The sequence below is a fragment of the Wolbachia endosymbiont of Anurida maritima genome (genome assembly GCF_042182995.1).
Taxonomy (GTDB): domain Bacteria; phylum Pseudomonadota; class Alphaproteobacteria; order Rickettsiales; family Anaplasmataceae; genus Wolbachia.
The window spans coordinates 666,485-680,602 of the sequence record NZ_CP102058.1 but is presented as its reverse complement, the minus strand read 5'-3'; the positions used below and the strand labels follow the sequence as shown (position 1 = coordinate 680,602).

The 14,118-nt window shown below is 36.0% G+C and carries 11 protein-coding genes; 3 read left to right on the top strand and 8 right to left on the bottom strand.

The window, feature by feature from the left end; translation table 11 throughout:
- Position 1: 1 nt before the first annotated feature.
- The 7 genes from NOX90_RS03750 to NOX90_RS03720 form a co-directional block, all read right to left on the bottom strand.
- The gene (locus tag NOX90_RS03750; protein WP_375604558.1) at positions 2–3,733 is read right to left on the bottom strand and encodes a hypothetical protein; all 3,732 of its coding nucleotides are present in this window, start codon (positions 3,731–3,733) and stop codon (positions 2–4) included.
- Positions 3,734–3,754: 21 nt separating this feature from the next.
- A complete protein-coding gene (locus tag NOX90_RS03745) occupies positions 3,755–4,405 on the bottom strand; it encodes a hypothetical protein (RefSeq protein WP_375604557.1) in 651 nt (216 codons plus the stop codon).
- Positions 4,406–4,517: 112 nt separating this feature from the next.
- Positions 4,518–4,883: a transposase gene (locus NOX90_RS03740; protein ID WP_375604598.1), complete on the bottom strand. Its 366-nt coding sequence runs from the start codon at positions 4,881–4,883 to the stop codon at positions 4,518–4,520.
- A 117-nt stretch (positions 4,884–5,000) separates the two neighbouring features.
- Positions 5,001–5,192, bottom strand: a complete 192-nt coding sequence (locus NOX90_RS03735; protein ID WP_375604556.1) for a transposase — start codon at positions 5,190–5,192, stop codon at positions 5,001–5,003.
- A 60-nt stretch (positions 5,193–5,252) separates the two neighbouring features.
- Positions 5,253–6,413, bottom strand: a complete 1,161-nt coding sequence (locus NOX90_RS03730; protein WP_375604555.1) for a hypothetical protein — start codon at positions 6,411–6,413, stop codon at positions 5,253–5,255.
- 224 nt (positions 6,414–6,637) lie between these two features.
- On the bottom strand, positions 6,638–7,303 hold the full coding sequence (locus NOX90_RS03725; RefSeq protein ID WP_375604554.1) for a glycoside hydrolase family 25 protein: 666 nt from the start codon (positions 7,301–7,303) through the stop codon (positions 6,638–6,640).
- Between the two features lie 54 nt (positions 7,304–7,357).
- The gene (locus tag NOX90_RS03720; protein ID WP_375604553.1) at positions 7,358–8,047 is read right to left on the bottom strand and encodes a glycoside hydrolase family 25 protein; all 690 of its coding nucleotides are present in this window, start codon (positions 8,045–8,047) and stop codon (positions 7,358–7,360) included.
- A gap of 79 nt (positions 8,048–8,126) precedes the next feature.
- Between NOX90_RS03720 and NOX90_RS03715 the strand changes: the two genes are divergently transcribed.
- Complete coding sequence (locus NOX90_RS03715; protein ID WP_375604552.1) at positions 8,127–8,714, top strand: hypothetical protein; 588 nt, start codon at positions 8,127–8,129, stop codon at positions 8,712–8,714.
- Positions 8,715–9,043: 329 nt separating this feature from the next.
- Here the strand turns inward: NOX90_RS03715 and NOX90_RS03710 are convergent, their stop codons facing one another.
- Positions 9,044–10,111, bottom strand: coding sequence for a hypothetical protein (locus NOX90_RS03710; protein WP_375604551.1), 1,068 nt, complete (start codon positions 10,109–10,111; stop codon positions 9,044–9,046).
- A 701-nt stretch (positions 10,112–10,812) separates the two neighbouring features.
- On the opposite strand from NOX90_RS03710, the gene NOX90_RS03705 reads away from it, so the two are divergent.
- Both NOX90_RS03705 and NOX90_RS03700 read left to right on the top strand, forming a co-directional pair.
- Positions 10,813–11,865: an RDD family protein gene (locus tag NOX90_RS03705; protein WP_375604550.1), complete on the top strand. Its 1,053-nt coding sequence runs from the start codon at positions 10,813–10,815 to the stop codon at positions 11,863–11,865.
- A gap of 196 nt (positions 11,866–12,061) precedes the next feature.
- Positions 12,062–14,002 (top strand): ankyrin repeat domain-containing protein, encoded by a 1,941-nt coding sequence (locus NOX90_RS03700; protein WP_375604549.1) that lies wholly within the window; start codon positions 12,062–12,064, stop codon positions 14,000–14,002.
- Positions 14,003–14,118 lie beyond the last annotated feature (116 nt).

The following is a 14,118-nucleotide window of genomic DNA, read 5'->3' as shown; positions in this document are numbered from 1 at the left end:
ATTACCTTAAACAATTAACAGCCTTCAGATCAATCGCCTTAAAACTACTTGGAAGAGTAACATCGCTCATAAAACCCCTTGGCCGCTCATTATCTGTTGTTATTTTTTCAGTATTAACAGCATTTCTCGGCTGCTCATTGTTTGCTAATGTTCTTTCCATATGGTCTTTAAAAATAGCCAAAAATTTATCAGTTTGTTTGAAGTTTGAACAAGCTTCTTTTGCAGATGAATACAAAATCTTTGGTATTTTTGAATGCTGATCTTTGTTTATGTGTTCGAATATAGCTGATTGTACTGATACAGGATTAAAACTTAAGTTTTTAACTGATATACCAGATTTTACTGCTGCATATTTTAACACTCTCTCAAACTCTTCTGCAATCTGTGATGAATAACCTAGCGTCTCTGATGGAGATGCAGACTGTTCTGCTGTAGAAATATACTTTTGACCTGTGATTTTTCTTATAAATACATCTAACAACGAAAGTGTGCCATTTATATCAATATCTTGAGTTGTTATAGCTTTGGAAGGTTGAGAGTTATTGAAACCTATGGCAGGCCTGAAAGAAGATGCAAGCTGAAAAGCTCCCTTAATAGCACCTACAATAGTATTAGCAAAAACATTTATCCGTGAAGATGGCCTGCTTGTTCCACTTGTCACTAGTTGATCATTAAAATATTTCTTTCTTTCAGCTTCTCTCTTTCCTCTACGCACAGTACAGACTTGATCTGCAGGGCTTGTTTTACAAAATATATCTTTAGCTTTACTATAAAAAGCTTCAGCATTGTGTTTTGATTGCAATGCTTGGTCTGCAAATTCTTCAGTATCATCTTTCATGTTTTTTACTTCAGTATTTAATCCTACAACCTCTTCTTTAGCGCTTTTTGCTTCTTTGGCGAAATTTTCAGAAGCACTTCTAGCATCTTCTGCTGCCTTTTTAGCATTCTGAATTTCAAATTTTGTTTGATTCATCTTGCGCAGAAACTGATCAGCATCTGCAGCACCTACCCCATCTTTTCCCTTTGGACCTATTGGGCCTATATCTCCTTTCGGGCCTACTAAACCCTGTGGACCAGATCTACCAATTTGACCTTTAAAACCTTTATCACCCGTATCGCCTTTAGGACCTATTGGACCTTTATCACCTTTGGGGCCAGTATCTCCTTTTACTCCATCTATACCCTGTTCACCTTTTTGTCCCCGTAAACCTTGAAGACCTTGAGGGCCTATAGGACCAGGAGCTCCATCTACTCCTTGAGGACCTACTGAACCTGTATCTCCTTTTAGTCCATCTATACCCGGCTCACCTTTCTGCCCCTGTAAACCTTGGTCACCCATATTACCTTTAGGACCAGGTAACCCATCTGTACCAGGAATTCCATCTTCTCCTTTAAGACCTTGAGGACCTACTGAACCTGTATCTCCTTTCAATCCATCTATGCCTGGCTCACCCTTGGCACCTGGAAGACCTTGTGTACCATTAAAGCCCCTCAGACCTTGCTCACCTTTTATACCTGGTAATCCAATTTCACCTCTATCTCCCTTTAGACCTGGGTCACCTTTCTCCCCTTGCGTACCATTAACGCCTTGTGGACCTTGTATTCCTTTATCACCTGTGTTTCCTTGATGACCTATTGGACCTAAATCTCCCTTATCACCTTTGGGACCAGTATCTCCTTTTAGTCCATCTATACCCCGTTCACCTTTTTGTCCCTGTAAACCTTGAAGACCTTGAGGGCCTATAGGACCAGGAGCTCCATCTACTCCTTGAGGACCTACTGGACCTGTATCTCCTTTTAGTCCATCTATACCCGGCTCACCTTTCTGCCCCTGTAAACCTTGGTCACCCATATTACCTTTAGGACCAGGTAACCCATCTGTACCAGGAATTCCATCTTCTCCTTTAAGACCTTGAGGACCTACTGAACCTGTATCTCCTTTCAATCCATCTATGCCTGGCTCACCCTTGGCACCTGGAAGACCTTGTGTACCATTAAAGCCCCTCAGACCTTGCTCACCTTTTATACCTGGTAGTCCGTCTTCTCCTTTTGTACCTTGCACACCTGGCAACCCATTTGTACCTGTCGCTCCATCAATTCCTTTATCACCTTTAGGACCAAGATCACCTTTTTCTCCTTGCAAACCTTGCGTACCATTAAAGCCTTTTGGACCTTGTATTCCTTGATCACCCTTTGGACCTACTGGACCTTGTATTCCTTTGTCACCTTTGTTTCCTTGATGGCCTATTGGACCTATGTCTCCTTTATCACCTTTAGGACCTACTGGACCTTGCGCACCCTCATCACCTTTTGTACCAGCTTGACCAAGATCACCTTTCTCCCCTTGTGTACCATTAACGCCTTTTGGACCTGGAATGCCTATTGAACCTTGTTTTCCTTCAGGACCAGTCGGACCTGGGTCACCTTTCTCCCCTTGCGTGCCATTAAGGCCTACTGAACCTACATTGCCTTGATCACCTTTAGGACCAGGTATACCTGGCAATCCATCTTCTCCTTTGTCACCTTTAGAACCGGTTTCTCCTTTTAGTCCAGCCGTACCCGGCGCCCCAGTATCTCCTTTATTACCCTTTTTCCCAGTAGAACCTTGCTCACCCTTTTTCCCTTGAAGACCTTGTGTACCATTGAAACCTCTTTGACCTTGATCACCTTTCGGACCTACTGAACCAGGAGCTCCATCTACTCCTTTAGGACCAGGGGTTCCGTCTTTACCAGCTTGACCTGGCTCACCCTTATCACCTATTGGACCAGTAGCACCTTTATCACCTCGTGGACCATCTGGACCAGGAGCACCCTTATCACCTGGTGGACCTTTAAGACTAAGATCACCTCTTAACTCCTCAACTACATCATTTTTAAGAGAGGTTAAAATCTCGCCCATTTTTAATTTTTTAATCAGATCATTTATAGCGTCTACTGGGGCAGTACATCCCGCTTCGTTACAAACTGCATAATTCTTCACAATTTGAAACATTCCCGTATCGTGCTTGAGAAGCTCGAGTATTTTTTCACGCTCAGCTGAATCGTCTAATTTTGTTAATACCTTGTTCTTATTAGCAAGATCTTCATTAAGAAGAGCAGCTAAATTTTTGCTTACGTTTCCATTACTGTCTTTATCAGCATCAGCAATTGCACGAAGAGCTGCAGGTTTTATTTGATTAGCACCACCACCAATGTTAGTGATTGGAACTTGAGAAATGACAGCATCATTATGTGAGAGAAGTGCTTTACATTGACCATGTTCATCTGAGAAGCAACCAATATAATTCCCTCCTTCTTGTTTTATTGTAAAGTAAGGATTATTGTTTGAATCACCAAAATTAATAAAGTTTAATACTCCTTCTTTCTTATTATTTCCAGTTCCATAAGATAGTTTCAATGCAAACCTGTTGTAATCATTAGCTATCTTTGCAACCGAAATGCTAACGTTCCTATTTGAATCTAAAGAAGAAATAATTTCATTTCTATCTGCACCAATAATGTCTTCTTTGCTGACTTCAATTCCTTGGATAGCTGATCGTTTTTGATAGATTACGTACTTGCTATTGTCACCTTTTGTTAATTTTAAGCCAGCTGAAGATCTTATATCTATTGTCCGGTCATTGTAAATAAGCACTTTACTACTATTGTCATATACATAATAGGGTAGCGGCAGATTAATTAAGCCACCAGCTACCTTCCCTTGACTAACTTTAAAAATATATTTTTCTGACATTTTCAAAAATGTTATAGTTTCTTAAATAACAGAAAAAGAATTGAAATCAGTGATAGGAACAATAAATTCGCTATTATCGTATTGAAATGCTTGATTTATAGCATCTTCACTACTTTCTGACTCTTGCTCGATAGCTTCCCTTCTAGAACGAGTTGAACATCCTTGCTGTTCAGGATTCATTTTACAAGCTATTTCTTTTGCATTGCTTGCAAAAGCTGCTGCACTTTGTGATGATGATTCTGCTCCCATAAGATGCTCTTCAGATCCATTTGCTGCCTCCAGTGACCTTTGTTCATGCTTTTCAGATCCATCTGCCGCTTTCAGTGACCTTTGTTCATGCTCTTCAGATCTATCTGCTGCTTCCTGTGACCTTTGTTCATACCCTTCAGATCTATCAGCTATACTCTCCTCCTTTTCTAGAAGAGTATCGGCTTTATCACCATCCTTTTTTGTTAGCCCTTTAAAATATCCAGCCTTATCTGCCTCTGTTTTTGTTAGCCCTTCAAAATATCTAGCCTTATCTGCCTCTGTTTTTGTTAGCCCTTCAAAATATCTAGCCTTCTCTGCCTCTGTTTGAATAAATTCTTTCAAATGTTTAGCCTGATCTGCATGCTTTTGAATGTTAGATAGTAACTTGTCTGCTTCTATTACTTTCTCATCCAACTTTAGCATTATGTAAGAGCATCTCAAACTCAAGAATGAGCTAATTTGTGAAGCATAATAGTGATCATATTAAAAAAGATGTTATTTTTTGAAGTGAGAGGAGAATGCTCATAATCCTTACTCATACGTCTAAAATTGGAGAGCCAAGCAAAGGTCTCTCAACAATCCAACGTTTAGGAATAACCTGAAATCCTGTATCAACTACTTTCTTGGTAATCGTCAACAAACATCCAGTTTCCAATAAACAGCGGTTTTGCAATTTACCTGTATATCCTTGATCAGCAAAAAACTTACGTAATGTTGGAGCTTTGCATTTGGCTTGAACAAAAAGATTTAGTGCACCATCACGATCTTGAATGCTTGCACTGTGTACTTCAGCAGCAATTACAAGACCTAGAGTATCTACAACGATGTGGCGTTTTCTACCCTTTACTTTCTTGCCAGCATCATATCCTCTGGATCCCCTTTTTGAGTGGTTTTTACTGATTGACTGTCAATTATTCCTACTGATGGAGTTTCATTCTTACCAATTATCTTTCTTAGTTTTTTAACTAGAAAATCATGAATTTCTTGCCATATTCCACTTTTTTTTAAACGCGAATTACTAACTATACACGGTTTTCCATGGTGGAAAATTCTTAGGTAGTTGTCTCCATTGACAGCCTGTTCTCATCACATACCTTATTGCATCGATAATCGTTCTGATACTGTGTTTTCTTGGTCTGCCGGTCTTTTTAGGTTCAAAATATTGCTCTATCATCTTCCATTCTTTGTCACTTATATCGCTTGGGTACATTTAAAATATATCTTATAACACACTTCTTTAACTCCTTTCTACTTAGTTTGAAGACATGCTCTAAGAATTAGTAACTAGTTCATCTGCAACGGATTCAGGAGTTGGGCTCTCACCTTTCGCACCTGGTTCTCCTCGAAGTCCCTGTGAGCCTGTTTTACCCTTTACTGCTGTTTTAAAATCGGAATCGCCTTTTAGTAAATCTTTCACACCCTCTTTAAGGACATCATTACTCGCCAACTCCACTGCTAATTTACTCTTTTGATCTACATCTTTAATATTAAGCACTGCTCTTCCTAACTGATCTGCTTTTTGATTAACTAATAACTCAGCAACTGCTGATGGACTTGGATCTGCATCACGATCAACATGCTGTGTAAGTTTTTCATCTATATCTTGTGATTTTTGGTGCAACTTATTTACACGATGATCAGATTGCAGTATTTTCAACATGGCCGGGTTTGTAATTCTGATATCACTCAAGCGAAATTCTAAATTATCGATGCTTTTTCCATCTTGATCCGAAAAGTAATACTTATAGTGATTGTCTTTATCTCTCGTCATTGTCATATAGTGCTTAGTAGAACCTTCAGATTTTTTTATTTCACGTACACTCCCTAAATTGCTACACTGCAATTTACCATCATCAGTATGAACACAAGCTTTGCTTGGAAGATCAATACTTATGTCAGAGTTTGATGTATTTGCTCCTTGTACTGTAAGTACTTCACAGTCACTACCCTTTTTAACAAACTTAAATTCCATTTCTCGAGCGTATCGAACTCGATGATTCTTTTCTAATTCTGGTATTTCTTTTGTAGTGAATGATCTGCTATCCGTTATAGTCCCGCGCACCGCATTAGTAACCTGATCAACAATCTCTCCAATAATCTCAACAGCATCTTTAGCATTTTTGCCGGTTTGTTCATGGTACGTCTTTTTTAGTAATGGGTTCTTTATTATCCAAGCTTGTTTCTCAGAAGAATCGTTCATGTCTGAAATGTGTATTCCATAATAATTATGATCATCACACGGTTGGGAATTCCAGAACGCCTTAAGAGGAATTTTACCGACGACTTGGTTATCATCAACAATACGTACTTGTTTATCCTTTTGTGATAATAAAAGTTCAAAAGTATGGTAAAAAGCTATATTTGGATCATCTTTTGGATGTAGTTGTATATTTTGCCGATTTTCTTGTGAACGTATTAAATTTGTTGTCATAATTATATTACCCTCTATGTATGTTTATTAGATTTAGTTTTCTATAGCATAAAAGTTTATTATTCATTAACGGGTAGATATAAATTTTGAAATCAGACATCATTCCGCAAAAGAGAATCAACACGCACGTCTTCTAATGTTTCAATGTGAGATGGGGTTTTGGCTTACTTCAAGAACTATCATCTCTGTCACATGATGCCCTTATCCATTTACCATATATAAGATTATAGCCATTGCATTCTAGCCATAGGTACCCCTTCTTTACTATGTGGTTCTATTGTTATACCATCTACTACACCATTTGGAGTATAAGTCCAATAATCGTAGCTCTTTTCCGCATCTTTCCAATCTTTTGGTACTTTAGGCTCCTTATCTGTTGTCCAATGGGCGTCCCACAAATGGTATTCAGAAAAATTTAATTTTTCCTGCGTAAAATACTTATCCCAATGGTTTGGTGAACAATATATAATTACATTTTCGTATCCTTTCTCTTTTAATATTGTTATCAAAGAGTGTAAGTTTTTTGCTCTTTCCTCGTTAGTATGCGCCACAGGATTATCGCACTTTTCTGTTTTCCCTTCTGCGCAGATGCCTGTTGTAGCACTAATAACAAACTTATCTTTAGAATCAAAGCCAACGGAAGATAAGGTGTTAATAAAATTGTTAGCTTGGTCTTCAGGTGTAGAAGTCATTCTAAACACGTGGTAGGGAATAGCCTCAATTTTATTATCCCTAAGTTCTTTAAAATGATGTTGAAATTCACTGTCTTGAAAAGTTGCTCCCTCTGTTGCTTTTATAGCTGAAAATTTTATCTCTTGTGAGTCTTGAGAAACTTTTTTACCATCAATTTTCCCCTCGTAGTGAGATATTTCAATTCCCGTTTTTTTCATACATACTCCTATAAATTTAATAACATAATTTTTACTATACTTCAATAGTTATTATCAATTTTGCAATGTTGTTGACGCACTATGGACTCTTTCAGCCTGTCCTTCTTTGAGTTGCGAAGAGGGATCTAAATAAGTTTTGTTACGCTCAACCATACTTACCTCACCTTTTGCTTCATCCTTTATTCCATCAACATCTTTTGCAAGACCACAACTACGGTATTCATAGGTTTTTCCTGCCTCCTTCCAGTCTTTAGGTATATTTAATACTTCACCATCATAACTACCAAGCCATAACGAGTAACCAGAAAATTTATATTCTTCTTGTGCAATACGGCTATTCCAAATAGCAGGTTGAGCATAAATAATTAATGAAGGAAAACCGGCATCACTGAGTTGTACTAACAAACTGTTTAACTTTTTAGCTATTTCCTGATTAGGGTATTTTTTTCGCCAAGGCGATTTNGTGGCAATAGCTAGTTTAACTGACTTGGGATCAAGATCAGCTTCTTTTAGAGCGCTACAAATGTTTTGAAACTGTTCTTTAGGTTCTGAAGACATCTTAAACACATGATATGGAATAGGCTGAACACTATTTTTNTTCATACCGTCGATATATTCCTTAAATTTTATATCTTTAAAAGTTGTGCCTTCAGTTGCTCTAACAAATGAAAACTCTATACCTTGCTCAGCAACTTTTTTCCAATCAACTGAATTATTATAGCTAGATACTCTAACACCTTTCATATTTTTACTTGATTCAATATTTATATATTCTATTTATAGTATTCCCGTTCTAGAGTCAAGATAAAACTACGTAAATATTTTGAATGCACATAAAAATTTTAATGGGCGTATAGAAGTTGCAAAACTTGAGGAATTGCGTGCTAATATGGAAAATTCACCTTATACCAAGATGCATGGTTATAGCAGTGTACAAAAATTAACACCTAATTCTGTAGAGCCTATTTACGCTGAAGTAAATGACTATAAGGTTAGTAGCTCATTGGAGGAGAGTGGTTACTTAAGTACGTCGAAGGAATCTCTTTATGCCAAAATAGGTGCCTTACGTAATGAAAATTCATCTTTAGAGCCTATTTATGCTGAAGTGGACTATTCGGAGATTAGTAATTCATTAAGGGAGAAAGAACAGAAAAAGCCAGCTCAAAAAGAAGCCGTAGAAAATATTTATGCAACAGTAGATTTGGAGCAAAAGAGAAGAGATAGAAAAGAAAAATATGAAAAAAGTGGCAAGGAGTATATTAAAGAGATTGGACAAAGATTCGAAAATCGTGGTACAGTAGCACAACTTAATACTCAAAATTTACTACCGAAGCTGGATGCAGTGTTAGCACAAAAATTTGAGGTAGGTTATGACTCTGGCTATGAGTCTGATGAAAAGACGGAAAATTAAGAGTGAAGCATGGTCTTCCTAAAATTTCTCATTCTGGCTATAAATCGAGTGAAAAAATGGAACAGTCAAACTAGCTCTCAAGTAAATTCAGTAAATATTGAACGCGGTATAATACGAGATATAGTGCTCTCCTGATTTTTTAAAATAAGTCGTAGTACAAGTAGAAGATGCTGCTCTTGAACAATTGAGCTGCCTCTTCTCTCTTCTTGTTACCAAAAACTCTACACTTCATTGTATTTTACTACTATAATGGAAATTTATCATTCATTTTAGAAAATACTATAGCATAGCACTGCTACAAACAACATAACACTCTTTCTACATATTTTTCATTTCTGTATGCTTGTACCCGTAAACCTCTCAACACTATTTACTTGTACTTCTGTTGGAACTTGAATTTCATCCAATTGTGTATTATTTTTACTCAGTGAATGTATTTCTTGAATCTGTTCCTCTGTTAAATCATCTTTAATATGTTTAAATTTTTCAGTAAATTTTGTATTTATAATACGCGCAAGTTCTGCTAAACATGAAACGATTATAGTAGGAGATTCTATAAACTCTTCTTCAGTTATTCCTTGTCCAACACCGTATACTTTATAACCCTCTCCTAATTTAGACTGCATATCAAATTGTTGCCTCAGGATAAAAGGCTGGTTTGAGTATACAGCTATAATAGGTTTATCCATAGTGTTTTTGTACTCTAAGTAACTTTCAAGATAATCCTTTAAGCTTGCTGCTGTATCTCCAGTCTTCACACATGATGGATCTACACGAGTTACTACTGAAGAACTTGTATTTATTGGTTTGTACTTGATAGCTTCTTTTGTTTTTATACGTTGTGCAATAGCTGCCTCAACTATAGAACTTAACACATTCATTTCAGTATCTTCACCTAAATCTTGCAATCTATTAGCACTTGGTTCTCTTTTAGGGTCTAGCTTGCGGTTGCATCCAAGCCCAATTATTATATTTTCTGTAGGCATCACTCCCCTTTCATTGCAATCAGCTACCAGAGTGTTAACTCTAATCTCTATGCCTCGCTCATAGCCCCCTAACACAACCAAAAAATTAGGAGCTCCACTTTCCATATTGTAAGAAATTTCATCTATTAAACCTATCTTTTCAAACAAATTAAAGTATTTCTCTTTTAGGTCTCGATTAATATCTATACCCTCATAACGTGATCTATCATGCCCTTTAAACCATTGAGACTGCCCTATTGCCTGTATAAATTTAAACAGATCAACTTGTGTTTTGATTTCTTGTAGTTTTAAATCCTCTTCAGCATAATGTTGCGTTTTCCATTGCTCCTCTATACGAAGTAATTCTAAAAAAGAAAGCGCTGCTTCATGAGAAAAATCAAGAAAATTTTGTATTACTAATGCGATTAACATAACTCTAGCTAAGTTTAAATTATACAGATTATATTATTAATTATGCGGGAATGCTAGATTTAAATTATACAGATTATATATTAATTATGCAGGAATGCTAGATTTGACCTTAGCCAGAAAAAGTGGTAGAAAGGTTAGGAATGCTTTTTGAAAAAAGGACGATATCAATCAAAAGGATTTCATTTCATTTAAGGTATAAAACTATCATAAGTTTTTCTGTTATTTCCAAATAAATCATTATTAATTTAACAATATATATTACTAAAAACTTAAACTATATAACCATTTCCAGCAACCAAAATCAGCAAGCGTGAGAACAAGTTTCTTTGGGATGCGTTGGTCTACCAAACGATACATACGAACTTTTTTATATGGTGATTTTATTATACGCTAAAACTATCCATATTAGCCTACTTCAGCTAAATTCACATATGAACTAATTTACCTAGCTTCGGTGCAAATAATTTCAAGCTTTTACTTTTATAACCCCATTTTTACACAACGCGTTCTCACAAATATACGATGTTTTTTATGTTTTTGTAGAAAGTAAATGATTAAATTTTTTGTGATGCTGAAGGAACCCATATTTTCTACATGAATGTAAATATTTCTCATGCTCTCAACCAGTAGTATAAGGAACCAATTTTACTATTATTTAATTGCTAACATGATACATTAGATTAAGAGTGTTGGGTACAAAAATGGATAACTATGCGGGAATTAATAAACGTATTGCAGCGTATTTAGTTGACCAAACAATATTCCTAGTTTGCTGTTCATTCTTTNTTTTATTAATTTCATTTATATTACCAGAAGAATCCCTTGCCAACTTTTTTAATTATGTCTTTCCTGATACCGACACTGATGCTGGCCTTATATCAGAACGATATGAAATATTAGAAGACTTAGGTACATTACTAGAAAGTTTAGTATATATAGCATTAGAAGTATTAATGATAACAAGACTTGGTTGGACTCCAGGAAAATTGCTACTTGGTATATACATAAAAGATGCAAGCACACTTAAAAACGCTGCTTCAATGCAAGTAGTGATGAGAAGCACTCTCAAGGCGCTTTTGTTTATACCTCTCTATATTTCTGAGTGGTTTTTAATTTTACCAATCTTGGTTTTAATATTTGCAGCATTTGATAAACGCAAGCAGTTCTTTCACGATAAAATTGCAAAAACAGTAGTAATGGATTACAAACCTGAAGAATGTCATTTAAATTTAAACTATGCGGGAATAACTAGGCGCGTTATAGCGGACATTATTGACTATTTTATTCTTAAGGGAGTTTCCTTAGTCTTTGTGGTTTTTGTATGGGCAATTTTACGCACTACTATACCTCAATCATTAGCTATATATACTTGCTCATCTTTTTTGCTATCAATAGTATTTGGAGTATTCATGGTAAAAAAATCTGGTGGTACTCCAGGACAATTATCATGTGGTATTCACATAAAAGATGCCAATACACTTGAAAATGTTACCCTAGTGCAAGCAATAATTAGGTATAGTTTGATTAAAGTTGTTCATTTTCCTATACTCATTACAAGAAAGGAATTTTTTAATAAGTATACTTCTGAGTGGTGGATTGATCCTTCATCATGCTTAATCCTTATGGCCATAATACTAATTTTTGTATGTGCAATATTTGACAGACGCAAGCAGTTTCTTCATGATAAAATTGCAAAGACAGTGGCTGTAAAGATGAAAGCAGAAGTAATAGTAGTAAATAAACCTTCAAGCTGATTTCTTCCTCAGTCATGGGTTTATACTTACTTTTTTTCTATTCAATTTCTGATCTGTATAAAATTTACTTAAAAAGTTGTTGACACTAAAAATATTCGTGTTACAGGTGAGGTCATATTTGGTATTTACATAAATTGTCTACGACCATTTAGTTTTATAGTGGGGGTAATTTTTTAGTTACACTTAAGGGGGTGAAATGAAGCAACAACCAATTCGTGATACAGTTGATGAAGTTTGTACAGCGGTAAATAGCTTCATATATGATATTATCGCCGCAAATCAGAAGGATGATGCACGTAAACTTCTTAGTTTAGCGCTAAAAGTGAGGAAATTTTCGTCAAATGCTAATTTAGTTGGGTTTGTAAATACTCTTCGCAAGCATATTACTGGGGAACTTATAGATAAGTTTATAGAGCAGCTTATTGAGGAATATACAACTGAAGAACAACGTAAGGCTTTTATACAAGAAGTTTGTGAAATTGTTTTAGATCCTTTTCCTGTGCTCAGAGTTGCAGAGAAGTTTTCTCAGATATTAAATAAAGAACATGTCACAGAGGAATATAGCAATACATCTTTACACTTAGCCGCTGAGCAAGGTAATTTAGATGCAGTAAAATATTTTGTGGAAAAAGGTGGTGACGTTAGTGCTCAAGATGAAATAGGCTACACACCTCTGCATTTGGCTGCTAAGCAAGGTAATTTAGATATAATAAAATATCTTGTAGAGAAAGGGGCTGATGTTGATGTTTATCAAGGCGGATGGGGTTATAGCACTCCTCTTCACTTAGCTGCTGCAAATGGTCACTTAGATACAGTAAAATATCTTATGGGAAAGGGCGCTAATCCAAACGCTATTGATGGTGACGGCAAAACTCCTCTGCAAAGAGCTAATGAGAAAGGCATCTCAGATATAGTCGAATACCTTGTGGAGAGAGTGCAACAAGTTACAGAAGTACCACAAATTACAGAAGTACCACAGGTTACAGAGAATTATAGTAACACATCTTTACACTTAGTTGCTGAGCACGATAACATATGGGTTTATTTATCTAATACTGCAGAAGTTCGCTTAGATAACGGTAATGATACACCTTTACACTTAGCTGCATTGCGTGGAGAGGTAGAAAATGTGAAAGTACTGGTAAAAAGAGGTGATGATGTTAATGCTAAAAATAAATATAATATTACTCCCTTACATGTTGCTGCTATAAGTGGCAACTTAGAAATAGCACAGTTTCTACTTAATCATGATGCCAATATTAATGCTCAAGCTGTAAATGGTCTGACACCTTTAAACATTGCTACCTTACGTAATTATCTAGCAATGGTAAAATTACTTCTTGATCACTGTGCAGATGTTAATATTAGAGAGGGTGAAAGCTATGCAAGGTATAATTTTGGTTATGGTCGCACACCCTTAATATCAGCTGTTGTAGCTTGTAATACAGAGATAGCAAAGCTTTTACTTGATAATGGTGCTGACGTTAGTATTAAGGGGCGTGGTTTAACAGCATTGGATTTTGCTAATAATAACAAGGATAAATGCCCAGAAATGTTAACTTTATTGAAAGATGGTAATATTAAAAGTAGTTATAGTAGAAGTCATTGCACATTTACTGTGGCAACAAGCAGTGCAGCAAGAACATCTTCTTTTATAAATGGTATATTTGATTGGATAAAGAATATACTTCCTAAAAATACTGTTGCTTTATTTAACTCTCAGCAATCAAAAAGCAGTCGTAGCCGTCGTGACTTAGAAAGCAATTCATGGACAAACAATAGTATTGTCAATTGGGTCAAGAGTTTTTTACCGTCATCTACAGAATCTCCAGCTCTACTTACTTCCACAGGACACGACAATACTACTGTTACAGCAGTACCGGAAATAAACACAACTGTAGTAAATAACACAATCATGCTAGGCATTTTAACTGCTGGTCTGTTTTACAAAACAAAATATAAGCAACCAATTCATGAAAATCTTTTGTCACCAAGAGAACAGTCGATGAGGTTGAATAACATAGATGAGAACATGATTATAAGATCTATACAACAGGCTGAAGAAGATCTTAGAGATCCTAACACTGACATGGATGAAGTGAAAATCAGTGGTAACAAGACTGGAATGTGGAAATAAATAGTTACTGTACCTCCCATACCAAACTTGAAAGCGTATCTGTATGGTATATAGTTTTAATGTGGGAGGTCAGAAAAGAGGCTTTTGTTATGGTATGTAGGGAATGTTCAAAAAAG